General features: G+C 71.0%; 16 protein-coding genes and 2 pseudogenes. 11 read left to right on the top strand and 7 right to left on the bottom strand.

The annotated features are described in order from the left end of the window. The first annotated feature begins 137 nt into the window (after window positions 1-137). The 10 genes from IE239_RS03345 to fxsT (IE239_RS03300) all read left to right on the top strand — a co-directional run bounded on the left by IE239_RS03345 (window position 138) and on the right by fxsT (IE239_RS03300) (window position 15,881). On the top strand, window positions 138-566 hold the full coding sequence (locus IE239_RS03345) for a DUF6299 family protein (RefSeq protein ID WP_190147696.1): 429 nt from the start codon (window positions 138-140) through the stop codon (window positions 564-566). Between the two features lie 516 nt (window positions 567-1,082). Continuing rightward, complete coding sequence (locus tag IE239_RS03340; protein ID WP_190147695.1) at window positions 1,083-1,226, top strand: hypothetical protein; 144 nt, start codon at window positions 1,083-1,085, stop codon at window positions 1,224-1,226. A gap of 174 nt (window positions 1,227-1,400) precedes the next feature. Further along, window positions 1,401-2,147 (top strand): TIR domain-containing protein, encoded by a 747-nt coding sequence (locus tag IE239_RS03335; RefSeq protein ID WP_190147694.1) that lies wholly within the window; start codon window positions 1,401-1,403, stop codon window positions 2,145-2,147. Next, window positions 2,144-3,019: a macro domain-containing protein gene (locus IE239_RS03330; RefSeq protein ID WP_190147693.1), complete on the top strand. Its 876-nt coding sequence runs from the start codon at window positions 2,144-2,146 to the stop codon at window positions 3,017-3,019. Before IE239_RS03335 ends, IE239_RS03330 begins: the two co-directional genes overlap by 4 nt. A 29-nt stretch (window positions 3,020-3,048) precedes the next feature. After that, entirely contained in the window at window positions 3,049-4,332 is a 1,284-nt protein-coding gene (locus tag IE239_RS03325) for a TIR-like protein FxsC (protein ID WP_190147692.1), read from the top strand. Next, on the top strand, window positions 4,332-8,201 hold the full coding sequence (gene fxsT, locus IE239_RS03320; protein ID WP_190147691.1) for an FxSxx-COOH system tetratricopeptide repeat protein: 3,870 nt from the start codon (window positions 4,332-4,334) through the stop codon (window positions 8,199-8,201). The genes IE239_RS03325 and fxsT (IE239_RS03320) overlap by 1 nt, the downstream gene beginning before the upstream one ends. Window positions 8,202-8,442: 241 nt before the next feature. Beyond that, window positions 8,443-8,613 (top strand): FxSxx-COOH cyclophane-containing RiPP peptide, encoded by a 171-nt coding sequence (fxsA, locus tag IE239_RS03315; protein WP_190147690.1) that lies wholly within the window; start codon window positions 8,443-8,445, stop codon window positions 8,611-8,613. Window positions 8,614-8,659: 46 nt separating this feature from the next. Then, on the top strand, window positions 8,660-10,828 hold the full coding sequence (gene fxsBH, locus IE239_RS03310; protein ID WP_190147689.1) for a radical SAM/SPASM protein FxsBH, inactivated beta-hydroxylase extension form: 2,169 nt from the start codon (window positions 8,660-8,662) through the stop codon (window positions 10,826-10,828). Next, complete coding sequence (locus tag IE239_RS03305) at window positions 10,821-11,660, top strand: AAC(3) family N-acetyltransferase (RefSeq protein ID WP_190147688.1); 840 nt, start codon at window positions 10,821-10,823, stop codon at window positions 11,658-11,660. Before fxsBH ends, IE239_RS03305 begins: the two co-directional genes overlap by 8 nt. A 291-nt stretch (window positions 11,661-11,951) precedes the next feature. Beyond that, entirely contained in the window at window positions 11,952-15,881 is a 3,930-nt protein-coding gene (fxsT, locus tag IE239_RS03300; RefSeq protein ID WP_190147687.1) for an FxSxx-COOH system tetratricopeptide repeat protein, read from the top strand. On the opposite strand, the gene IE239_RS03295 is transcribed toward fxsT (IE239_RS03300), so the two are convergent. Further along, complete coding sequence (locus IE239_RS03295; protein WP_190147686.1) at window positions 15,851-16,813, bottom strand: alpha/beta fold hydrolase; 963 nt, start codon at window positions 16,811-16,813, stop codon at window positions 15,851-15,853. The genes fxsT (IE239_RS03300) and IE239_RS03295 overlap by 31 nt on opposite strands. A gap of 285 nt (window positions 16,814-17,098) precedes the next feature. Then, on the bottom strand, window positions 17,099-18,667 hold the full coding sequence (locus IE239_RS03290; RefSeq protein WP_229877739.1) for a cellulose binding domain-containing protein: 1,569 nt from the start codon (window positions 18,665-18,667) through the stop codon (window positions 17,099-17,101). 429 nt (window positions 18,668-19,096) lie between these two features. Between IE239_RS03290 and IE239_RS03285 the strand changes: the two are divergent. Then, a pseudogene (locus IE239_RS03285) lies at window positions 19,097-19,783 on the top strand (lytic polysaccharide monooxygenase auxiliary activity family 9 protein); the annotation flags it as partial. A gap of 743 nt (window positions 19,784-20,526) precedes the next feature. Here the strand turns inward: IE239_RS03285 and IE239_RS03280 are convergent. The 5 genes and pseudogenes from IE239_RS03280 to IE239_RS03265 form a co-directional block, all read right to left on the bottom strand. Continuing rightward, window positions 20,527-21,888: a DEAD/DEAH box helicase gene (locus tag IE239_RS03280; protein ID WP_229877738.1), complete on the bottom strand. Its 1,362-nt coding sequence runs from the start codon at window positions 21,886-21,888 to the stop codon at window positions 20,527-20,529. Between the two features lie 100 nt (window positions 21,889-21,988). Further along, a pseudogene (locus IE239_RS43460) lies at window positions 21,989-22,195 on the bottom strand (hypothetical protein); the annotation flags it as partial. A 282-nt stretch (window positions 22,196-22,477) separates the two neighbouring features. Next, the gene (locus tag IE239_RS03275; protein ID WP_190147685.1) at window positions 22,478-24,007 is read right to left on the bottom strand and encodes a helix-turn-helix domain-containing protein; all 1,530 of its coding nucleotides are present in this window, start codon (window positions 24,005-24,007) and stop codon (window positions 22,478-22,480) included. Window positions 24,008-24,071: 64 nt separating this feature from the next. After that, a complete protein-coding gene (locus IE239_RS03270) occupies window positions 24,072-24,272 on the bottom strand; it encodes a DUF4236 domain-containing protein (RefSeq protein ID WP_190147684.1) in 201 nt (66 codons plus the stop codon). A gap of 233 nt (window positions 24,273-24,505) precedes the next feature. Beyond that, complete coding sequence (locus tag IE239_RS03265; RefSeq protein WP_229877760.1) at window positions 24,506-25,354, bottom strand: alpha/beta hydrolase; 849 nt, start codon at window positions 25,352-25,354, stop codon at window positions 24,506-24,508. Between the last annotated feature and the right edge of the window lie 87 nt (window positions 25,355-25,441).

Genomic DNA, 25,441 nt, shown 5'->3' with positions numbered 1-25,441 from the left:
AAAGCGTGACAGCACCAGGGCGGGTCCAGGACCGTTCTCCGACGTCGGACGCGGACTCGCCACCGAAGGAGTGACGATCACCGTCCCGGGCCGGTCTGCCGGGTACCAGTGGAGCCCCCACAACAGGAGGTTCTCAAATGTCGATGCGTCCCCTGCTGTCCGCGGCCGCCGGCGCCGCCCTGCTTCTGCTGGCCGCTCCGGCGGTCACCGCTCACGCGGCCCCGTCGGAGTCCGTCACCGTCGGCCCGGTCGGCCGTCTCGCCGCCGACGGCACCGTCACCCTCTCCGGTACCTACCGCTGCGTCGGCGCCACCGGCCCGGTCTTCGTCAGCTCCTCCGTCGGCCAGAGCACCGACGGCGTCCGGTTCGGCATCGGCGGCACCCGCGCGGTGTGCGACGGCGCCGAACACAGCTGGCAGAACACCGGCAAGGCCGTCCCCGACGACCTCGAACCCGGTACCGCCCACGTCGAGGCCACCCTGATCGAGCTCCGCCCCGACGCGGGCCTCCCTATGCCCCACATCCACGCCGCACAGCAGCAGGACGTGACGCTGACCAGGGTCTGACCTCTTCTGATCCGGTCTCACCAGAGTCCGAAATGAGTCTGACGAGGTAGGACCGTGGTCTGATCGGGTTCTGGTCAGATCTGACGCACGCCTGACGAACGCCTTACGAGGCCTGACGAGGTTCGACGAGGCCTGGGCGGCCGCGTCGGCGGGGCGGCGACCGGCCGCTCCGCCGACGAAGGGTCAGCAAGGGGCCGGCCGGGGCGGGGGCCCGTCGGCAGGCAGGCAGGCAGGCGACGCGATCCGCGAGGGAACGGCGTCCCGAACCGGGACCTCGATCCCTTGCGCTGCAGCCCGGCCATGAACCCGGCCGTCGTCCACGCGGCACTCGGCACCGGACGCCAGGCCCCCCCCGCCGGCTGACGCCCGCGCCCCCGCCGGCTGACACCCGCGTCCCACCGACTGCTGACGCCCGCGTCCCACCGCCGGCGCCCTGCCCCGACGACCACTGATTTCACGACAGTCTCCACTGCCTCGCACGCACTGTCCCGAGGCGCGCCGCACTCCGCGACGACCATGGACGACCCCGACCCCGACCCCGACCCCGACCCCGACCCCGACGACGAGCACAGACGACCACGGACGAGCGACCGCCGAGCAGCCGCCCAGCGACCCACGACCTCGGACGAGGCGAACACCCTTGTCCTCGACCCCGGTTGAGACCCGTGGTCGAGACCTCCGCTTGAGCCCCCGCCTCCACAGCCCGCGTCCGTCGGCCGGATGTCGCGGACGACGGAAATCCGTGGCGGTCGGAGGGCTACTTCCCCCGCCGCAAGGGCAAGTTGGCTTGTGTCGGGACGATTCGTACGGCGGAGTGTGATGCGGGGGCGTCATATGAAGATCTTTCTGAGCTGGTCCGGGCTGCCGTCCCGGATTTCCGCTGAACGGCTTGCCTCCTGGCTTCGCTACTTCAGCGACGAGATCGAGCCGTTCGTCTCCTCGGAGAGCATCAGGAAGGGCGCCCGCGGGCTCGACGAGATCAAGAAGCAACTCGACGAGAGTTCCTTCGGGATCGCCTGCGTCACCCGGGCGAACCTCGACGCCCCGTGGATCACCTTCGAGTCGGGAGCCCTGTCCAAGGAGGTCGACGAGCGCAGGGGACAGCTCGTGCCGTTCCTGCTGGAGGGCAGTCACGACGACCTCGAGGCGGCGAGCAGCCCGCTGCGCCAGTTCCAGTCGACGCGGGCGCACGACGAGGAAGACGTGCTGAACATGGTCAGGACCATCAACTCCGTCCTGCGCGAGTCGGCCAACCGCCACCCCGACCACACCCGGGTCGACAGCCTCTTCCGCAAGGTGTGGCCCGAACTGCGCGACGCCCTCGCCGCGATCGACCTCACGGCCGACGCCCCCGAGCAGGCGCCGCCGCGCCGGTCCACGGAGGAGATCCTGGCGGATCTCACCTCGCTCATGCGGGAGCAGATCAGCAGGATCACCGATCTGGAACAGACCGTGAAGGCACTGCGGGACGAACAGAGCGGCCCGCCGAGGATCAGGTCCAGATTCGCCGGCGTCTACGAAGAGCCGCCGCGCACCATGCCCGCCCAGGCCGGGAACACGGGCTCCGAGGGACCGGCATGAGCCGGATGCTCGGGCACCAGGCGCGGACGCTCCTGGGCACCCGCCTCGGCCTGTCCACCGCGGGCCGGGCCTGCGCCGTCCAGTTCGGTCTGCTGTCGGGCGCCGGGCAGCTGTATCTGGCGTTCTGGCCGGACAGCGCCCTGCCGCGCGCCACGGCGTTCCTCACCCTCGTCGGCCTCTCGCTGGTCGGCGGCATCCTGGGATCCTGGCCGCGGACCCAGGTGAGCCACGAGTTCCTGCACCCGGGATTCCGGGTGACCGTCAAGGTGGGCGACCTCTTCGAACAACCGGGCCATCTCGTCATCGGCGGCAACGACGTCTTCGACACCGACACCCGTGACGGACTGCTGATCGTCCCGCACAGCGTGCAGGGCCAGTTCCTGCATCGGCTGTACGCGGGCGACACCGCCCGGCTCGACGCCGACATCGAGGCCGCGCTCGCCGGAGTGGCGCCGGTCCGGGTGGAGGAGCGGGCGGCGAAACGGGCGGGGAAACTCGCCCGCTACCCGCTGGGCACCGTAGCCGTCCTCGGCTCGCCGCGGAGACTCCGCTTCCTCAGCGCCTACGGCACGATGCGCAACGACCTGACGGTCGGTTCGGGTCCTGACCAGATCTGGCACAGCCTGGAAGCCCTCTGGCAGTCGGTGCATCTGCACGCACACCGCGAGCCGGTGGCCATGCCGGTGATCGGCTCGGGCCTGGCCCGCATCGACAGCATGGACCACGCGAGTCTCCTCAAGCTGATCCTGCTGTCCTTCGTCACGCGGTCACGGCGGTCGGTCATCTGCAAAGAGCTGACGATCACGCTCCTTCCGGAGGACTATGTGCGGGTCGACATGCTCGAGTTGGCCATGTTCCTGCGGACGCTGTGACCGCCGGAGGCGCGGGGGGAGGGCTCGGTGTGAACCAGGAACCGGAGCGGACGGACCAGTGTGCCCCGTACTTCTTCCTGAGCTACGCGCACACACCGCGTCACGCGACGGACGGGCCGGACCCCGACATGTGGGTACGCCGGCTCTTCCAGGACCTCTGCGAGCACATCCTGATGCTGACGGACCTGCCGGCGGGCGAGCCGGCCGGGTTCATGGACCGCGCGATGCGGCCCGGCGAGGACCGGGGCGCACGCCGGTCCGCCGCGCTGGCCGCCTGCCGGGTGTTCGTTCCGCTGTACTCGCCGCGCTACTTCGTGAGCGACCACTGCGGCCGCGAGTGGCGGGCCTTCGCCCTGCGCCAGGCGCGGGGCCGCAGGTCACAGGACGCGCCCCCGCCGGCGATCGTGCCGGCGCTGTGGGTGCCCGTCCACGCCGAGCGCCTGCCCTCGACCGCGAGGAGCCTGTCCCACGATCACGAGCTGTTCGGCCCGCACTACGCGTCCGGGGGCCTGTACTCCCTGATGAAACTGCGCAGATACCGCAGCGACTACGAGCGTGCCGTCCTCCTGCTGGCCCGGGCGATCGTCACCACGGCCCACGAGAACCCGATGCCCAGGGGCGAACCCCTGGATCTGACGGAACTGCCCAACGCCTTCGGGGAGCCCCCCGTGCTGCGCCGGCTGCGCATCGTGGTGGCCGCGCCCAGCAGCCGCGAACTGCCGCCGGGACGCTCACAACGCTGCTACGGCCCCTCCCCGGTCGACTGGAACCCTTACCGGGAGAGCGACCTGGACGCCGCCAGGCCGCTCGCGGACTTCGCCGCCGAGCAGGTGCGCGGGCTCGACTACCTCACCACGGTCGAACCGCTGGACGAGGCGGCCGGCAGCCTCCTGGCCGAGGAACGCCCGTCGGCGCCGACGGTCATGCTCCTCGACCGGTGGGCGGTCACCGACCCGGAGCAGCGGGAGCTGCTCACCCGGGTGGACGCGGCAGCCCAGCCCTGGGTCGTGGTCATCGTGCCGTGGGACCGCTCCGACCCGGACAACGAATCCTCGGCGGCGGAGTTGCAGTCGGCCCTGGAGAAAACCCTCCCGCGCACACTGCAGCGGGGTCGCAGCGTCTCCCGGACCGCGACGGGGGGAGTGCCCTCGCTGGCCGCGTTCGCCGACATCCTCCCGACGGTGATCCAGTGGGCGGCCGCCCAGTTCCTCCGCTACGTGGCGCCCGTGTATCCGCCCGCCGGCCCCCATGTTCCCCGGCCGAGGCTCCTCGGTCCCGGCCCGGAGCCGGGGATCCGCCCAGGAGAAGCGTGATGACCCCCGGATCCGACGGGCAGATCGTCACCTTCTACTCCCAGAAGGGCGGCACCGGGCGGACCATGGCCCTGGCCAACGTCGCCTGGATCCTGGCCTCCCACGGCTACCACGTGCTGGCCGCCGACTGGGACGTGGAAGCGCCGGGTCTGCAACGCTACTTCCACCCGTTCCTCGACGCCGCGACCTCCGCCGCCACCACCGGCGTGCTCAACCTGTTCTCGGGCTACGTCACGGAATGGCGTACGAGGCCGGCCACCGAGTCGGCCGCCGACCTGAGGCAGCGTCTGGCCCGTGTCCTGCCGCACGCCGTCTCCGTCGACTGGACCTTCCCCGACGGCGGGAGCCTGGACTACATGCCGGCAGGCCGGCAGGACGGCGAGTACCTGACCCACCTGATGGACTTCAGCTGGCGGGAGTTCACCGAGCGGTTCGGCGGCGCGCGGTTCCTGGAGGCGCTGCGGCACGACATGAAGAGCCATTACGACTTCACGCTCATCGACAGCCGCTGCGGCGTGAGCGACCTGGTCGGCCTGTGCACCATCGACCTGCCCGACGTCCTGGTCAACTGCTTCAACCTGAGCTCCCAGAGCATCGAGGGCGCGGCACGCATGGCCCGCTCCATACTCCGGGACGTCCACCCCCGCCCCCTGCGCATACTGCCCGTCGCCATGCGGGTCGCCGACGGCCGCGACACCCGCCTGGCGGCGGCCCGTGAACTCGTCCGCGTCAGTTTCCAGGAACTGCCGGCCGACTCCTGGACGGGCGTGGAGGTCCCGCACCGGTCGGACTACGCCTACGAGGAGACGCTCGCCACGTTCGGTGACGCCCCGGACGACCCGAAGAGCCTGCTGGCCGCCTTCGAGAAGCTGGCCGAGCTGATCACCGAGGGCCGCGTACGCCGGTTCCCGCCCCTCGACGACGAACTGCGCAGACGCCATCTCGCCTCCTACGTCAGGTCGTTGTCCCCCATCGCGACGCCACTGAGGCTGTGGTACGCCCCGCAGGACCGGATGTGGGCCGACTGGGTCGACTGGCTGCTCACCGGCGCCGGCTTCGAGGTGATCGCCCCCGGCAGCGACACCGAACCGGGCGCCCGGGGCGGAGCCCCCCGCACCCTGGCCCTGCTGTCGTCCTCCTTCCTGCGCTCACCGCAGTCCCGGACACTGCGGGAGAGCATGGACGAGCCCGGTACCGGTCCCACGGGAAAGCTGATCCCCCTGCGCATCGAGCCCGTCCCGCTCACGCCCCCGTTCAGCGACCACGAAGCAGTCGACCTGACCTCACTCGACGAGCCGCGGGCGGCCGAGACCCTGCTGCGGGGCATGGGACTGTCCGGCGAGGCCGCCGAGCGGCCCCTGGGCTCGGCCCGGCCGCCCTTCCCGCGCCGGACGCCTCACGTGTGGGAGGCGCCGGCGCGCAACCCCCTCTTCGTCGGCCGCGACCGGCTGCTGGACCAGCTCGAAGCCACCCTGAAAGTCAGCCGGCAACGGGCCGTGATCCTCCCGCACGACGGTCTCACCGCCACCGGGCGCACCCAGCTGGCAGTCGAGTACGCCCACCGCTTCCAGGCGGCGTACGACCTGGTGTGGTGGGTCCGCGCACAGAGCCGTGAGTCGGCTCTGCTGTCCCTGGCACAGCTGGCCGAGCGGATGAGCCCGCGCAACGGCGACGACGTGCCCACGGCCGCACGCCGGGCCCTCGAGGCGCTGGACGCGGGGTCGCCGAGCGGCCGGTGGCTCCTGGTCTACGACAACGCCGGCGGCGTGGCGGCCCTGTCGGGGCTGCTGCCCACCGGCCCCCACGGGCATGTGCTGGTGACCTCCCGGGACCGCGCGTGGAGCGAGACCCTGCATCCCGTCTGGGTCGACGTGTTCACCCGGGAGCAGAGCATCGAGCTGCTGCGGCGCAGGGCGCCGGCGCTCTCCGCCGCGGACGCGGACCGGATCGCGGCCACGGCCAGGGACGTCCCGCTCGCCGTCGCGCAGGCCGGATCGTGGCTCGCGCTGTTCCCGTCGGCGCACGACTACCTGGACCGGCTGACCGCGCGGGGCGCCGACCGGACCGGGACGCGGCAGGACGAGCCGGCCTCCCGGCCGATCGCCGCCGGCACCGGGGTGGCCCTCGACGCACTCGCCAAGCGCGCCCCCGCGGCGCTGCGGCTGCTCGCCCTGTGCAGCCGCCTCGCGCCGCTGCCGCTCCCGCTGGCCCTGGTGCACACCGACACGGCGCTGCGCCTGCTGCGTCCGCACGACGCCTCTCTGCGGGAGCCGATGCTGGTCGACCGCGAGGTGCAGGAACTCAGTCGGCTGGGCCTGGCCGAGGTCGACCAGGCCGGCCACACGCTGAAGGTGCACCGGACCGTGCAGCGCCTGGTGCTCGCCTTCCTGCCCCCGCACGAGGCCGACGAGGTACGCCACGAGGCGCACCGTCTCCTCACCGCGGTCGCCCCCCGGCGCGACGACGCCGTCGCCGACACCGACGACCTGGCCTTCGAGCGGTTGTGGCCCCACCTGGACCACGCCGATGCGGACGCGTGCACCGACAGCGACACCCGTGCCGTGCTGCTGGAGCGGGTGCGCCGCACCGCCCAGTACGGCATGCCGGCCCGAGCCCTCGAACTGGGCCGCCGCCTGGACCGGAGGTGGACCGCCGCCGACGGGGGAGACGACGGCCGGCAGCTGCTGCAACTGCGCAACCACCAGGCGGCCGCCCTGCGGAGCCTGGGAGCCTTCGGCGAGGCCCACGCCCTGGACTCCCGTACCCTCACCCGGCAGCGCGGGCTGCTGCCGTCCGGACACGCCCACACGCTGATCACCGCCACAGGCCTGGCGGAGGACCTGAGAGCGCTGGGCCGGTTCGGCGAGGCGCTGGAGCTGGCGCGTGAGGTGTACACCGGGTTCCACAACCTGTTCGGCGAGGAGCATCCGCAGACGATGACCGCCGCCGAGGCCCTCGCCCGCTCGCTGCGTCTGGCGGGGGACTACCGGGCGGCCCGGGAACGGAGCCTGGCCACCTGGCAACGGCAGTGCCGGGTGCTCGGAGAAGGGCATCCCTCGGCGCTGGCGTCGGCCCTGGGCCTCGCCCGTGACCTGCGCGAGCTGGGCGACTACGCCGGCTCCGTGCGCGTACTGCGCCCCGCCCTGGACGCGCTGCGCGCCCAGAACCCCCACGGCGCGCTGCGCGCGACCGTCAGCCTGTCGGTGTCCCTGCGGCGCGTCGGACAGCACCACGAGGCCGACGCGCTCGCCGCGGACGCCGAGCAGGGCTACACGGACGGACGGGGCCGCGACGACCCCGACCTGCTGGTGTGCGACGTCAACATGGCGGCCCTGACCGCCGACGCGGGCGACCTGGCCGCCGCGCGCACCGTGATCAGCCGCCTCCAGCACGGCGTCGCCCGGCTGCGCGGCCCCGAGCACCCGGACAACGCCGTCTGCGACCACAACCTCGCGGCATGGCTGCGTACCGCGGGAGAGACCGACGAAGCGCTCGCGGCGGCCACCCGGACCGTCCGGTCCTTCGACGAACACCTCGGCGACGCGCACCCCTACACCCTGTGCGGGCGGTTGACGATGGCCAACGTCCTCGGCGACCTGCAGCAGTTCACCGCGGCCGAGAACATGGCGCGGGCCTGCGCGGAAGCCCTGCGCGCCGCTCTCGGGGACGGCCATCCGGACACCTTGATCGCCGACCTGTGCCTGGCGGTGACCCTGCGCTCGATGGGCCGCACGGCGGAGGCCGACCGGTTGTGGGGCCGGACGGTGAGCGCCCTGGACAGGCGGCTCGGCTCCGGACATCCCTGGACGGCGGCGGGCCGGGGCTGGCAGCGCGTCGACCGGGATCTGGAATTCCTGCTGCCCGCCTGAAGTGTGACGGTTCGGCCCCGCATGCGAGGTCCCGGGGTCCGCCCGTGGCGGCGGTGACGAGAAATCACCGCTGCCGCACGGGGCCGTGCGGTACGCATTGCCCACCTCGCGCAGGGGCTGCGAAGATGGCAGAGGCATGCTTGGCGGAACGTCTACGCACACCGTGTCCACTCCAGCCCCGGACTCTCGCCGTCCCCGGTGTGTGGGAGGGCGGCCCCGAACCAAGGTGAAGCCGACGCAGATGAAGATTCCGGTCACGAAACCCGCAGTCGAGTCGCTTACGGAAGCGCCGACTTCCACGAGAGTGCCGCTCGCGAAGATCCGCACCCGGGAGAGCGAGGTCGCCACGGCCATGAGACGCGTGACCCCGGCACGGGGCGAGACCCCGGTCACCTTCAACTCCGCCCTCTAGCCCGGCCGGCAGTCGGTCGTGCGGCGCTGTCGGCGAGGGGGCGGACGTGACTGTCAGGGAACTGGTCCTGAAGGTCCACAGCAGATGCGACCTGGCGTGCGACCACTGCTATGTCTATCGGCACGCCGACCAGAGCTGGCGGAGGATGCCACCGCTGATCTCCGAGAAGACGCTCCGTCAGGTCGCCCGCAGACTCGCCGAGTACGCGGGTGAGCAGCGCCTCGCTTCGGTCGCGGTCGTTCTGCACGGCGGCGAGCCGCTGCTCGCGGGCCCGGCCAGGCTGCGGTCGATCTGCGCGGAACTCACCCGCGCCCTGACTCCGCAGACCGAGCTCGATCTGCACATCCACACGAACGGCGTACGGCTGAACCGCGCCCACCTGGACGTGTTCAGGGAGTTCGGCGTCAAGGTGGGCCTCTCCCTGGACGGCGACCGGGCCGCGAACGACCGGCACCGGCTCGACCACCGGGGCCGCAGCAGTCACGGACGGGTGCGGCGAGGCCTCGAACTGCTCCGCCTGCCCGAGTACCGGCACCTCTTCCAGGGGCTGTTGTGCACGGTCGACGTCGCCAACGACCCCGTCCTCGTGCATGACGCGCTGACCGCGCTCGAACCACCGCGGATCGACTACCTCCTGCCCCACGCGACCTGGGAGACGCCACCCCCTCCGGGGCGGCCGGGAACGCCCACGCCCTACGCCGACTGGCTTCTTCGGATCTTCGACCGGTGGGACGAGCAGGGACGCCCGGTGCCCGTGCGGACCTTCGACTCGATCCTCAGCACACTGCGCGGCGGCCCCGCACTCACGGAGGCGCTGGGACTCGCCCCCGGCGGCATCGCGGTCGTCGAGACCGACGGCACGATCACGCGGTCCGACGCACTCAAGATCGCCTACGAGGGCGCGGCCGCCACCGGGTACGACGTCTTCCGGCACGGCTTCCAGGAGTTCGCCGAGTTCGCCGAGCAGGCCGAGCACGCCGGGCCCCCCGCCCGCCGCAGCGGGGTCAGCGAGACCTGCCGGCGATGCCCCGTCGTCGCCGACTGCGGCGGAGGACTGCACGCCCACCGCTACAGCACCGCACGCGGCTTCGACAACCCATCGGTGTACTGCACGGACCTGCGCGCCCTGATCGAGGGCGTCGCCGAGCGGATCACGGAGCGCACCCTGGCTCCGGCGGTGACGGGCCCGGGCGAACTCGCACAGGCGCGGCTGCGCCTCGACCGCGCGCTGCTCGCCCGGGTGAACACCGAGCTCGCCGACAGCGCCGACTGGGACGACGTCTGGAGACTCCTGGTCCGCCTGGACTCCGACGAGACCACGGCCCCCCACCTCGACGCGGTCCTCTCCCATCCCTATCTCCGGCCCCTCCTGACCCGCTCCCCGGACGGCACGGCGGATCTTCCCCGATTCATGGCGGCCGCCACGGCCGCGGCGCTGCGCGCGGGCGTGACGGCGACCCTGCGCTGGGAGCAGCCGACCCCGCTGGTCCACCTCCCGACCCTGGGCACCGCACGTCTGTCCCGGCCCGGCCGGGTGCAGTTCGGGGTCGCGGCCGGTGACTTCCGGGTGCGTGGCCGGGGCCCAGCACCGGGCGGGCCGGGCGGCTCCGCCGTCGTCCTGAGCGGATGGCGTCCGCTGGCGGCGCTGCCGCTCGGGCAGGGTCCGCCGCTGCTGATCGACGACGCCGACCCGTACCGTGACTGCTTCTCCGCTGCGGTCACCCCCCTGCTCGACCCCGGCGCGCTGGACGCCTTCAAGGGCCGGCTGACGACGGCGTACGGTCTCCTCGACGCCCGTGAGCCCGGATGGCGGGAGGGCGTCAACGCTCCCGTGACGACGACGATCACCCCGCTCGCCCCCGGCGCCGGACTGCGCCTCGGCAGCTGCGGCAGCGGAGCACTGGGGGTGGCGACCGACTTCGAGCCGGAGGAGTTCGTCCGCGAACTGCCCCGGCTCGGCCGCCGGGCGAGGCTCGCCGCCCTGCGCGAGGTCCTCGACCTGCACCTGCCGGGCAGCCCGGCGGGGCGACTCCTCGACCTGGCGAGCGAGTACGTCGGCAGAGCCGCCGGCCCGTCACCGCGAGCCCGCTCGGCGCGCGCCCTGGCCGACCGCGTCCTGACGGAGCTGTCCGCCCTCCCGCCGCGCGAACTCACGGAGAACGGAACCTACTTGGTCGACCAGCTGCGGTCGGAACGGGCGACTCTCCATGACTGACGGCGCCCGACTCGTCCGCTTCCTGCGCGACCTGGGCGTCCGGCGAGGCGGCGTCCTGCTGGCGCACGCCTCCCTGAGCGGCGCCGGCCTTGCCCCCGCCGTGGTCCGTGACGCCCTGTTGCGGGCCCTCGGCCCGCAGGGCACGCTCGTCACGCCGGCCTTCACCCCCGAGAACTCCGACACCTCCGAACGCGACCGCGCACTCACCGCGCACCTGACGGAACGACAGAAAGCCCTCTACCGGGCCGCCATGCCCGCCTTCGACCCGAACGTCACCCCGTGCCCGGCCGTCGGCGCCCTGGCCGACTGTGTACGCGCGACCCCCCGAGCGGTGCGCAGCGGGCATCCGCAGACCTCGTTCGCGGCGATCGGCCCCCGCGCCCGCGAACTCCTCGCAGGCCACGACCCGCACTGCCATCTGGGGGAACGGTCCCCGCTGGCGAGGCTGTACGCGGTGAACGCGCAGATCCTGCTCTTCCGGGTCGGGTTCGAGGCCTGCAGCGCCTTCCACCTCGCCGAGTACCGCATGACCCCGCTGCCGCCGACGCGGACCTACCGCTGCGTGGCGGGGTCCGGCGAATGGATCTCCTACGAGGACATCGTGCTCGACGACAGCGACTTCGCCGCGATCGGGGCGCTGCTCCCGCCCGCTCTGCTGACCGAGGGGGAATTCGCCGGAAAGGCGGCCACTCTCGTGGAGATGAGGGACACTGTGGACGCCGCTCAGCGTCAGATGTCCGGATACCGGTGGAGGACGGCGCAGAACGGGCCACCCGGCCGAGAGCCGGGCAGGGCACAGTGTTGGTTCCGGCCACAAGACGCCGTCGGGTGATCCCCCGCGACGTCGACCGGCAGGAGGGCGCGTGGAGACGCAACACCGAGGCGGTGCCCAGAGACCCCGCCCCCGCCCGAACCGCGTCAACTCGCAGTTCCACAACCGCGGTCGCACACCCCGACCCCGTGCCGCCATGGGGAATACTCGGAGCAGCGTCTCCCCCCGACCGGCCCGCGCACCCTCCGGCACCTCCTCGAGAACGCGGACGGCGTCCCCGCCCCGACCTTGTCCCATCGAGTCCGCCCACTCCCTGCCCTACGTGTCAGGGGTCGACAACGGAGGAACAGCATGACGGCGCGCCGGAGTGGACGTATCATCACGTTCTACTCTTACAAGGGCGGCACGGGCCGCACGATGGCCCTGGCGAACACGGCGTGGATCCTCGCCGCCAACGGCGCACGGGTGCTGGCCGTCGACTGGGACCTCGAAGCCCCCGGGCTCCACCGCTTCTTCCACCCCTTCCTGGACCCCAGCACACTCGCGGCCACGCCCGGGGTGATCGACATGATCACCGAGTACTCCTGGGCCGCGGCCAACGGAGGTCATCGCTCCGGAGCCTGGCACCGGCAGTACGCGCACGTCGGTCTGCACGCGGTCTCACTCGCTCCGGAGCCCCTCGGACTGTCGTTCCCCGACGGAGGCTCGCTCGACTTCCTGTCCGCCGGGCAGCAGAACCGCGCCTACTCGGCCACCGTCTCCTCCTTCGAATGGGACAACTTCTACGACCGCCTCGGCGGCGGCATCTTCCTCGACGCGCTGCGCGAGGACATGAAGGCGTCGTACGACTACGCCCTCATCGACAGCCGCACCGGTCTGTCGGACAGCGCGGACATCTGCACCATCCAGATGCCCGACGTCCTGGTCGACTGCTTCACGCTCAGCGACCAGGCGCTCGAGGGCGCCGCCGCCGTCGCCCGGACCGTCGAGGCGGACTACCGCGACCGGCGCATCCGGGTCCTTCCCGTGCCGATGCGGGTCGACGAGGGCGAGAAGGAGAAGGCCGACGCGGGACGGGCGCTGGCCCGGCTGAGGTTCGACGGGCTGCCCAAGGGGAAGGACGGGGAACCGCTCGGCCCGGCGCGGCTGAACGAGTACTGGGGCGCGGTGGAGATCCCGTACCGCCCGTACTACGCGTACGAGGAGATGCTCGCGGCCATCGGCGACCAGAGCGGCGTCCCCAACTCCCTGCTGTCCGCCTTCGAGCGCCTCACGGAGGTCATCTCCGACGGAGAGGTGACCCGGCTGCCGCCCATCCCCGAACCGGTGCGGGAACGGTGCGTGTCCGCCTACACCCGGCGCAGACCGACGACCCTGACAGCGGACGTCCTCGTCGTGTACGCGGGCGAGGACCGCATGTGGGCGGAGTGGCTGGAAGGGCTCCTCACGCCCTACTGCTCGCGGGTGGCCCTGCACGACGTCTCCATCAGCGTCCCGGAACGCCCGGACCCGGCCACGCGCACCCTGCTCGTGACATCGGAGGCCCTCCTCCAGGCACGGCACGGGCAGGCCGCGTGGCGGGCCCTCACCGACTCCGGCCCGGGCTTGCCACGCGTCGAGGTGACACGGCTGAGAGTGGACCGTGTGGCCATGCCCGGCACCGATCAGCGGCACGTCTCGGTGGACCTCAACCGCGTGGACGAGACCGAGTGCGTCGAAAGGGTCTTCGAGGCGCTGAAGCTGACGGCCGGGACGGTTCCCGCCGCCACGGCCGGCGCACGCTTCCCCGGAAGCAGGCCGAAGATCTTCAACGCGCCCAGTCGCAACACCGTCTTCACGGGCCGCGCCGCCGTCCTGGAACAGCTGCGCTCGCAGCTCGGCGAAGGCATCTCCATCGTGCTGCCCCAGCCCCAGACGCTCTACGGACTCGGTGGCGTGGGCAAGACACAGATCGTCCTGGAGTACGTGCACCGCTTCATCGCCGACTACGACCTGGTGTGGTGGATCTCCGCGGAGCACAAGGACGCCATCATCGCCTCCCTCGCCGAACTCGGTTCCAAGATCGGCGCGTCCGGAGGCGACGACATGGCACTGGCCAGCGCCGAGGTCGTCCAGATGCTGGCGTCGGGCGTGCCGACCACGCGCTGGCTGCTCGTCTTCGACAACGCGGACGACCCCGACATGCTCAAGCGGTACTTCCCCGCCGGCGGCGGGCACATCCTGATCACGTCCCGCAACCAGGCCTGGGCCCAGCAGGGCGCCTCCCTCTCCGTCGACGTGTTCCCCCGGCAGGAGAGCGTCGAGCACCTCACCCGGCAGGCCCCCGGCCTGAGCGCCGACGAGGCGGACCGCGTGGCGGACGCCGTGGGCGACCTGCCGCTGGCCGTCGAACAGGCCGCGGCCTGGCTCGCCCAGACGGCCACCCCCACCGACGCGTACCTGCGGGAACTGACCGAGCAGACCACCGCAGTGCTGGGGCTCAACCACCCCAAGGACTACCCGCAGCCGGTGGCCGCCACCTGGAACATCTCCATCGCCCGCCTCAACGAACGGTCGCCGGCCTCGGTACGGCTCCTCCAACTCTGTGCCTTCATGGCGCCGGAACCGATCTCGGTCCGCGTGCTCTACAACAAGGAGATGCTGGACGCCCTGCGGGAGTGGGACCCGACGCTCCAGGAGAGCCTGCTCCTGGGACGCGTGATCCGCGAGATCGGCCGCTTCGCCCTCGCCAAGGTCGACCAGATCAGCGGCAGCATCCAGATCCACCGGCTCGTCCAGGCGGTGATCCGCTCACAGCTCTCGGAGACGCAACAGGAAGAGGCCCGTCACGTCGTGCACACCGTCCTCGCGAGCGCACGGCCCGACGGGGACGAGCCCACCGACAACCCGGCGAACTGGCCGCTCTTCGACTCCATCTGGTCCCACCTGCTCGCTTCGCGCATCCAGGACTGCTCGGAGCCCAAACCCCGCCGCCTGCTCATCGACCGGGTGCGGTACCTGTGGAAACGGGGGGACCTCTCCAGCGCCCGGCAACTCGCCGAGGAGGTGCTGGAGCGCTGGAGCACAAGCCTCGGCGAGAACGACATGCAGTACCTGTACATGCGCTGCCAGCTCGCCAACGTCCTCCGCTCGCAAGGGCGTTACCAGGAAGCCAAGGAGATCGACCAAGAGCTGCTGGAACGTCAGCGCCAGGTCCTGGGCTCCAGCCACCCGCACACCTACATCACCGCGTCCAGCCTCTCGAGCGACCTGGCCGCGCTCGGCGAGTACCGGTCGGCGGTGAAACTGGCCGCCGCCGCGCACAAGGGGTTCCGCGACATCTTCCACGAGTCGCACGAGCGGACCCTCAGCGCGGCCAACAACCTCGCACTCGCGCTGCGCATGGTCGGCCGCTACGACGAGGCCCGGGCCATGGACCAGAGCGTCTACGACCGCCGCATGGTCGTCCTCGGACCCGAACACCCCTACACCCTCGGCTCGGCCTCCAGCCTCGGCCGCGACCTGCGCGAGATCGGCCGATACAAGGATTCCGTGACGATCCTCTCCCGCGTGTACGAGGACCACAAACGCATCATGGGCGAGCACTTCCCGCCCACCCTCAGCTGCGCCAAGTCCCTCGCCGTGTCACTGCGGAGAGTGGGGCAGGTGGAGGACGCGCTACGGCTGACGACCGCGACCCTGGCCAGGTACCGCGAGCAGTACAACGCGCCGAACCCGGACTGGCTGGCCTGCGACCTGAACCTCGCGTCGGACCTGTACGCCGCCGGCGAGAAGGAACAGGCCCGCGAGGTCGCCCGCCAGGCCCTCGCCGGGTACATGAAGGTGCCCGGCGAAGCCCACCCGTACACGCAGGGCGCACTCAACAACCTCGGCATCTTCCACTGGGGCTGCGGAGACGCCGAGGAGGCCGAGGGAGTGTTCCGCAAAGTCCTGCCGCGCATGCGGGACATGCTCGGCACGGACCACCCGCACACGCTGATCTCAGGCCTCAACCTCGCCAACGTGCTGGCCGGCCAAGGCCGCTTCGACGAGGCGTACGACCTGGAGAGCAGGGCCGCCACCGGCCTGAGCACGGTGCTGGGACCACACCACCCGGACACCTTGACCGCGACCGCCAACTCGGCGCTGACCCTGCGCTCACTGGGCAGCCAGGACGCCGACCGCCTGCGCGAGGAGACACTGGGCGAGCTGGTGCGGCTGCTCGGCGACGACAACACGATCACGCGGTCCGCGCGGAACGAACGACGGATCTACCGCGACCTGGAACCGCTGGCGGTCTGAGGCACACCGCCGGACCACTCCCGCCGGAACGGGGGCTCCTCGTCGGCAGAGGTGTCCAGCGCCCATCGCAGCACCTCGGGCAGCACGCGCAGGGCTGCGAAGTGGGCCGCGGACGGCTCGATCACGGAGGTGGCCCGGGGGATGCGCTCGGCGAGCCAGGAGGAGTGGGAGGGCGGCGAGAAGGCGTCACGGGCACCGTGCCACAGCAGCACCGGCGCCTGGATACAGGCCGGATCGAAGCCCCAGGGCTCGGTCAGGGCGAACGCGTCGTCGATCCAGCCGTACGGCGAAGTGCGCAGCGCCTCCCAGTAGTTGCGCAGCAGCATGGAGCGGACGCCGCTGTCCGAGACGATCTTCCAGTCGTCCTCGGTCATCTCCTTGCGCAGTTCCTCCAGCAGCCGGGCGGGGTCGGCGCGGATGGAGTCGGAGCGGGGGATGAGCCGGGCCTCGAACTGTTCGGGAGCGGCGGCCGCCGTGCTGAACTCGTCGATGTTGGAGGGCGCCATCCCGGCGAACCAGTCGAGGCCCTCCGCGTCCCGCGGCGCGAGGGCGACGAGCGCGGCGGCGCGGGTCACCCGGTCCGGCAGCCCGGCCGCACACGCCAGGGCGTGCGGGGCGCCGCCGGAGCGGCCGACCACCGCGAAGCGCTCCATGCCCAGAGCGTCGGCCACAGCCGCCACGTCCTGCACGACGTCCACGACGCGGCGACCGGGCCGGCGGTCGGATCCCCCGTAGCCGGGGCGGTCGTAACTGATCAGCAGCACACCGCGCTGATACAGGTACATGGGGCGCGGCCGGGGACCGACCCGGCTGCCCGGCATGCCGTGGAGCAGGAAAACCGGACGCCCACGCGGGTCCCCCGAGCACTCGACGCGCAGCCGCCTCCCGTCCGCCGTCCGGACGTGGTCCAGCGTCGACGCCAGGTCCCGCACGATGGTTCCCCTCTCCCTGCCCACAGGCCAGGTCCCAAGCTGCCGGAACTTGCCCCACTCGTCCAGTCGACACCGTCGCTTTCGGCTCGGTGTCGAACAGTCACCAGGCGAAGTCCCGGAGAGCGGGAGGCGGCTGCACCGGGGGAGCGCTCCGTCCGCAAGGGCCCACCAGTGCCCGAGGGAGGGCCCACGCCCGCAGCACGACGATCACGCGGGGCGCCTCGGCAGGCTACGGGCGGGCGCGCCTGTGGCGGCCCGCCCGCCGCCTTCCCGGGACCCCGCGGGTCAGCCGAGCGTGCAGACCGGGTTGCCGGGCAGGCCGGAGGCGTTTCCGGTCGCGTTGAAGCCGAACGTCGTCCGGCCGGAGGGCGGGATGGCGCCGTTGTATTCGACGTTCGAGCCGGTGACCGAGGAACCCGACTGCGTCAGCCTGGCGCTCCAGGCGGTCGTCACCTTCTGGCCGCCGGGCCAGCTCCAGCCGACCCGCCATCCTGTGCTGGCGGAGGCGGTGGTGTTGGTGAGCGTCACCTCGGCGGTGAAGCCGCCGGCCCAGGAGTTGACCAGCTTGGTGGTGGCGGTGCAGCCGGCTCCCGTTCCGCCCCCCGGACCCGTGGTGGCCGTGACGCCGACCGAGGCCGCCGATGTGCCTCCCGAGCTGTCGTGGGCCTTGACCGCGTAGGTGTACGAGGTAGAGGCGGACAGGCCGCTGTCGGTGAAGGACGTGCCGGTGGTGGCGCCCACCGGTTGCCCGTCGCGGTAGACGTCGTAACCGCTGGCGCCGGACGAGGCGGTCCAGGACAGTGACACGCTGCTTGCCGTGGTGGCGGTCACCGTGAGGTTCGTCGGCGCGTCCAGTGATCCGCTTCCGTTGTCGCCGGTGGTGTAGCTGGCGCCGGTGTACGGCTGGGGGCATCCGGAGGAGCAGGAGCGCGGCAGGGCGAAGGTGTACGTCCGGCCGCCCTGGACGAGCTTGCCGTCCACGTCGCGGACCCGGATGGTGTAGCTCGATCCGCCCGAGGCGTCGGGGCCGATCGTGTACTGCTGTCCCAGGTCGGTGACCATGGCGGCCGGCGTCCACGCGCTGCCGTCGTAGTACTCCACACCGTGGATGCCGTTGGGCAGGTGTGTGACGTCGATGGTGGGCCACCAGGTCGCCGCGTTCTGGACGAAGCCGATCGCGATGTCGCCGGAGTAGCCGGGCGCCGGGATGAACGACCAGGAGATGTGCCGGTTGTTCCAGCGGTTGGGGTACATGTCCGCCACCGGCTGCCCGCCGAGCTGGAAGGCGTTCAGCGAGTGCGTGGCCAGGTCCAGGTGGTACGGATCGTCCCGGCACCAGGCGTTGGTGTCGCCGCAGCTGTCGGCGACCAGCATGTCGAGGGTCGCGCCGTTGTACTTGTCCGACGTCCAGTTCCCGTTGCGGCAGAACGCCTGGCCCGCCGCGCCGTCGTTGGTGCCGGTGCAGTAGTCGCCGATCGACACCCGGACCCAGCGGCCGCAGTTGTGGCCGTTGTCGAAGAGCCCCATGCTGCCGGCGTCGCCGGAGGGGATGGGACGAGGGGTGGGCTGCCCGGCGTAGTTGCCCGGCGTGTTCCACACGTTGAGTGCCACGAAATGCTGTGACTCCAGAGCCGCCTGCGGGACTCCGCACCCGCCGTACGGCGATCCGAGGCTGTCGAAGTGCGTGGCGTTGCCGATGGAGCCCGACGAGTCCGCGGAGGCGGCTCGGCCGGCCGATGCGGCGGCCGGGGACGAAAGGCCGTACAGGAACGACGAGGCGAGCAGCAGTACGCCGAACACCGCCGTGACGAGTAATCGCCGGCCGGTGCGTCGTGCGAGAGGGACGGTGAGCACGATGACCTCCCTGGTGCCGGGCCCGATGACCGGCACGTCGACTGGCCCGACCGCGCGGTCCCCGCGCACCACCGGTCGGGTTCATGCCAATGATGCGACCGGAACCGCGCCTGGTCACGCCCGTACGGGAATGTCGGCGCAAGGCATTTACGGTGTCGGCAGTAAGCGCTATACACGATAGGTGGGAGCGCTCCCAGCGGGTTCCACGGTCAGCCCCACGGACCGTGGCGCGCCGACGGCGGGAGCCTGCCCACGCACGGTCGCGCCACCCGCTGAGGGCCGCTTCGGCCCTGCCGGACGTCATCGGTCCGACGGCTGACGGGTGCCCGGCGGGCGCTCGTCCGGCGCCTGTCGTCCCCGCGGCGGTCGGACGACCACAAGGAGACCCCCCACATGAAGATCGCACGCACCAGGCGGCGCAGGTCACCGATGCCTGGCCCGCGCTTGTCCAGCCTGCTGGGAGCGGTGCTGCTCGCTCTCGTCCTGAGCTCGCTGCCCTCGCCCGCGTCGGCCCACGGCGTCGCCATGGTGCCGGGCTCACGCACCTACCTGTGCTACCAGGACCTGGTCGCCCACAGCAGCACCCAGATGCCGGCCAACCCGGCCTGCGCCGACGCGGTCAGGGCGACCGGCACCACGCCGCTGTACAACTGGTTCGCCGTCCTGGAGTCCAACGGAGGCGGGCGGACCAAGGGCTTCATCCCGGACGGGGAGATCTGCAGCGGCGGTCACACCGGCCCGTTCAACTTCTCCTCGTACAACGCGGCCCGCACCGACTGGCCCAAAACGCACCTGACCGCGGGCTCGACCATCCAGGTGCAGTACAGCAACTGGGCAGCCCACCCTGGCGCGTTCAACGTCTACATCACCAAGGACGGCTGGTCCCCGACCAAGCCCCTGGCCTGGGACGACCTCACGCTCATCAAGTCGGTCACCAACCCGCCGCAGTCCGGCCGGGCCGGCGCGAACGGAGGCCACTACTACTGGGACCTCGCGCTGCCGAGCGGCAGGACCGGCCAACATGAGCTGTTCATCCACTGGATCCGCTCGGACAGCCAGGAGAACTTCTACTCCTGCTCCGACATCGTCTTCGACGGCGGCCACGGCGAGGTGACGTACTGATCACGGCGTGACGCGCATTCCCGGGCCCACCGGGCATCCTCCCGGTGGGCATCCGGCAGGGCAGCCGACCGAGAGGTCGTTCTCACTCCGAAACTCCAGTGTGGTTCTCGCCCGTCAGACATGAGATGGCCGCCGTCGCGGGAGTCCTGGCTCGTTGCCGGCCGGGATTTCGTGGGTGGCGGATGCCGCCGATGCCGCCGTAGGGCTCATGTCCGAGCCGTACCGGGGCCGGCGCTCGGACCGGTCGGCCGCGTTCCCGAATTGTCGGAGTCGCTGGGCGAGACAGTCGCACCAGGAGCGGACGGACTGGACCGGCAACCACGCCCGCACGACACTTCGACAACAGACACTTCGAGAACAGGGCCTCTTGCCTCTCGCAGGACCGTACGACCGCGAGCTGCCGACTCGCTGCCCCGCGCCGGCGCACGAGGCGACGCCGCCATCGACGCGATCTTCGCGTAGCCGTGGCGGGTCGGCCTGGGTCCGTGGAGCGTGGCTTGCGGCCCGCCGCAGGCCCAAAGTCCCAGAAATATCGCAAGTCGTTGTCCTGTAGGAATGACCGTCCGGTTGTTTCAGGCTCGTACTGGCTGATGCGGCCGGAAGTCCCAGGAAAGTCCCAGAGCAATCCCCTTGCCCATGGCCGCCCACCAGCCCATGACGTACGTCGTACGGAGCCTGTCCGACGGTTGAGCGGGCCGCGGCCAGGCTCCGAGGAATCCGGCCGTCCTGCGCGCGGCTCAGCCGAACAGCGTTGTCAGCGCGGGCTCGCCCGGCAGGATGCGCCAGGCGGGCACCCGCACCGTCCGGCTCACCGGGCAGGGTTTGGCGCCGTGGCCCCCCGAAGGCAGGCCGGTGAGCAGGTCGCCTCGCGCGTGGAGAAGCCGGAGGTGCCGCGCGGGGTCCGTGCCGGGCTCCGGTCCGGGGTCGATGAGCACCGCCGTGTTCTCGCCGGCGTCGGTGAACAGCAGGTCCACCGGGTGTCCGCCCACCAGCACGGCCCGCTCCAGATCGGTGATCCCCCGGCCGGTCAGGTACCTCTGCAGGCGGTCGACGAGGTCCTCGCGGGCCTCGGCCACCGGGCCGGGCGTGTCCGCTTCGGCCGGAGGACCGTCGTCGCCCGCTCTCAGGGGTGCCGAGCGCGCGGCGAGGAGGGCCGGCAGGCCGCTCTGCCCCTGCCAGAAGGCGAGGTTGCCGACGGTGATCAGCTGCGACTTGGCCCGAGTGACCGCCACGTTCCACAGGTTGACCTGGCTCGCGACCCAGTGCGTCGTCCGGGGCGGGGTGTTGGGCGCCGCCACCGGGCTGAGCACCATCACGTCGCGCTGTCCGCCCTGGAAGGTGTGGACGGTGCCGACCCGGACCCGGTCGTCGTCTCGCCACATCCGGGCCAGTGCCTCCTTCTGCGCGCGGAACGGCGTGACCACTCCCACCGTCGCGTCCGGTTCGAGTCCCGCCAGCAGTCCGTCGACCACGCACCGCACGGCCTCCGCCTCCGCCGCGTTGCGCCAGGACCGCCCGTCGCCGCCGCGCGCCGATCCCCCGGAGGGTATGTCGACCCAGCCGAGCACCGGTGCAGGGTCGGCCGCTCCCACCGGGTCGTGTCCGGGCGTCTGCCGTCGCACGTCGGTCAGCACCCGCAGCCGGCCGCCGTAGCAGCGGCCGTTGACGACGTCCGCGATCCGCGGGTGGCAGCGGTAGTGCTCGTCGAGGAGCAGCGCGCCCTCGCCGTGCTGCTCGGCCGCGTGGTACGAGGAGTGCACGTGGTAGGTGAGGCGGTGGTGCTCCAGTTGGGCGGCGCTCAGTCCGGCCCGCGTCCGTGCCTGCCGTTCCTGCTGCGGTGACACGCCGGAGATGTGCCTGAGCTGCATGGGGTCGCCGATGATCAGTGCCCGGCGGGCCCGGAAGAGCAGCGGCAGCACCGAGGCGATGGAGCACTGGCTGGCCTCGTCGATGACGACGAGGTCGAAGAGCTTCGGGGTGAGCTCCAGCTGCCGCACCGAGTGGGTGCTGACGGCCCATCCCTTGATGTGCGTCATCAGGTTCTTCTGGCTCCGCTGGTAGCCGGAGCGGCGGCGCAGTGCCTGGAGCCGCTGGTTCATGAGTCCGGTCGCCCGGCCGAGGGCCTCGGTGGACAGGGCGCGGGACAGTTCCGCCGACAGGCCGGTCAGGGCCTGAGCCGTCGCGAGCCGGGACGCCTTGAGCCCGTCCTCGTCCCATGGAGGCGAGCTGGGGGAAGGTCTCTTCCCATACGGTGCGCACGCTGCGGCCGACGAGGGTGCGCAGCACCGGCCACAGCTGGAGGAGCAGGTCCCGGTCGAGGTAGCGGGGCAGGTCGTCGCGCAGGCCCTCGTGCAGGACTGTGCGGTACAGGCCTATACGCTGGCGCGGCTTGCCCAGGTCGTACGATGCGCGAGCTTGCGTCCGGAGTGAGCGGGACGGGCCCGTGGAGGGTGTCTGAGCGTGACAGCAAAGCAATGAGTCGAGAACGCGGCCCGACCTGTCCTCGCCCATGAGTCGCTCAGGCCATGCCCCATCACGCGCCGTGCCGGGCAGTCCGCTCCTCAGCCCTCGAAACCGGCAGTCTCCCGGCGGCCAAGAGTCCCTGAGAAGTCCCACAGACGAAGCTGAATCCCCTCCTGGCTCGCATACATGCGGTTCAAGAGGGGTTTCACGTTATTCCTGGAGCTTTCAGATGTCCCGGAAGATCTCGATCTGTGCCCCGATCGAGTTCAGTCGCTCCGCCAGATCCTCGTAACCGCGGTTGATCACGTAGACGTTGCGCAACACCGACGTGCCCTCCGCTGCCATCATCGCCAGGAGTACGACCACCGCAGGGCGCAGGGCCGGCGGGCACATCATCTCGGCGGCCCGCCAGCGCGTCGGCCCCTCGACCAACACCCGGTGCGGGTCCAGGAGTTGGAGCCGCCCGCCGAGCCTGTTCAGATCCGTGAGATAGATGGCGCGGTTGTCGTAGACCCAGTCGTGGATGAGGGTCTTGCCCTGGGCGACGGCCGCGATGGCGGCGAAGAAGGGGACGTTGTCGATGTTCAGGCCGGGGAACGGCATCGGGTGGATCTTGTCGATCGGAGCCTCCAGCTTGGAGGGCCGGACCGTGAGGTCCACCAGCCGGGTGCGGCCGTTGTCGGCCGGGTACTCCGGCGTCCTGTCGTGGTCGAGGCCCATCTCCTCCAGGACCGCGAGCTCGATCTCCAGGAACTCGATCGGCACCCGGCGCACCGTCAGCTCCGACTCCGTGACGACCGCGGCGGCCAGCAGGCTCATCGCCTCTACCGGGTCCTCGGAGGGGGAGTAGTCCACGTCGACGTCGATGTTCGCCACACCGTGCACGGTGAGCGTCGTCGAGCCGATGCCCTCCACCGTCACGCCGAGCGCCTCCAGGAAGAAACAGAGATCCTGGACCATGTAGTTCGAAGAGGCGTTGCGGATGACGGTTACGCCGTCATACCGGGCGGCCGCCAGCAGCGCGTTCTCCGTGACCGTGTCCCCGCGCTCGGTCAGCACGATCGGCCGGTCCGGGCGGACGGCACGGTCGACGACGGCGTGATACTGCCCCTCCGTCGCCGCGACCTCCAGCCCGAACCGACGCAGCGCGATCATGTGCGGCTCGATGGTCCGTGTACCGAGGTCGCAGCCGCCGGCGTACGGCAGCTTGAAGTGGTCCACACGGTGCAGCAGCGGGCCGAGGAACATGATGATGGAACGGGTGCGCACGGCTGCCTCGGCGTCGATCGCCGCCATGTCCAGCTCGGCCGGCGGCACGATCTCCAGATCGACGCCGTCGTTGATCCACCGCGTCCGCACACCGATGGAGCTCAGGACCTCGAGCAGGCGGTAGACCTCCTCGATGCGGGCGACCCGGCGCAGGACCGTGCGCCCCCGGTTGAGCAACGAGGCGCACAGCAGGGCCACACACGCGTTCTTGCTGGTCTTCACGTCGATCGCGCCCGACAGCCGACGACCGCCCACGACCCGCAGATGCATGGGGCCCGCGTAGCCCAGAGAGACGATCTCACTGTCCAGGGCTTCACCGATTCGAGCGATCATCTCAAGGCTGATGTTTTGGTTGCCGCGCTCGATGCGGTTGACGGCGCTCTGGCTGGTTCCGAGCGCTTCGGCCAGCTGTGCCTGTGTCCAGCCCCGGTGTTGACGGGCGTCACGGATGAGCTTGCCGATGCGTACGAGGTAGTCGTCTGCCATGAGGCCGAGGTTATCTCAGATATGAGATGGCATCTCTCCGGGGTGCCGTTCGGGTGACAGTTCGTCAACGGCGCTTGGCGGTACGCGTGTGGCGCCACCCGAAAGGTCCGGGCAAATCCACGGATGTCGTACGACGACCGGTGCTGCTGTGCGTGTGACGGGGGCCGTGTTTCCCGCCGCCCGTGGTGATCGACCAGGACCGCCGGTTGATGTTCAGCCGCACGCCGGGCAGGATGCGGAAACTCTTGCGGAAAGTGAGGGGCATCGGAGCCTCCTTCGTCGGGAGTGCCTGTCCGCTCCCGTTTACCCCGGCGAGACGGGGCCATGACGCCGATGCAGAAACCGGTCTCTGCACAGGTTGCTGTCCTGTCTCGGTCGACCCGGGGCATGGCGAGTCCCTGAGCAGGGATGCCTCGGATGGATGGGACGCTGACGCTCGCTTCGCCTCGATCCACCTGAGGCAGGGCTCCATGTCCGCCGGATCGCCTGGAGAGCGGATCAGCAGTTGCTGTCCGACCGCCACAACCAGCGGAGGGCATCGGGGAGCAAGACGCCTCCGTGGTTGGGGCTGTGCCCGCCCTCGCCCAGGACCAGGCGGAAGTCATAGCCGGCCTCTGCCAGAGCGGCTGCAACGCGCAAGTTGTTGGCGAGCCAGTTCGATTCGGGCTGGTTCCACCGCAGGTCGCGGTGTCCCGCCTGCATGAAAATGCGCAGTGGCTTGCGAGGAGCGCCGGGAATGAGGTCGGGGTAGGGATTGCCGCCTGGCATCTGGGTGAAACTGGACAGGAATCCGATGACCCGGCGGAACTTGTCCGGGCGAAGCCACGCCGCCGTGAAGGCACAGTTGCCGCCGCTGCTGCCACCGCAGATCCCCCACTGCTCGGGCTCGTCGGTGATCGAGTAGCGCGCAGTGACCTCGGGGAGGATCTCGTCGAGGAGGAACGTGACGTACCGATCGTCGAACGCGTCGTACTCGTTGTTGCGGTTCTTGGGGTTCTCGGCGTCGGTGAAGACGCCTGGGTCGACGAAGACTCCGATGGTGACGGGGATGTCTCCGCGGTGGACCAGGTTGTCCAGGACCGTTGCGCCGCGGATCTCCCCGTCGGGGTCCAGGTACCACCATCCGTCCTGGAACACCATCAGCGATGCCGGCTCGGAAGGGTCGTACTGTGCCGGCACGTGGATCCAGAACCTCCGAGCGGTTCCCGGGTAGATTGCGCTGTTGTTCCAGTCGAGCGCGATCGTCTCTCCGGCGGGCACGCCTGGCTGTGCGGACGAGTCGGGCCCATGGGCGTAGCGAACGTCCGTCTGGTCGACCGGAAGAGTCTGGAAGGGGATCTCGGTCATCACGCGGAGCACCTTAGAAGATCACTCGACCGTTGCAGGCGGTTCGAATGATTCTCCCTGTATGCCTTACCGAGGCCTGGCATGGCT

The organism is Streptomyces humidus, from assembly GCF_014649655.1.
Taxonomy (GTDB): Bacteria; Actinomycetota; Actinomycetes; order Streptomycetales; family Streptomycetaceae; genus Streptomyces; species Streptomyces humidus.
This window is presented reverse-complemented; position numbering and strand designations above follow the sequence as displayed.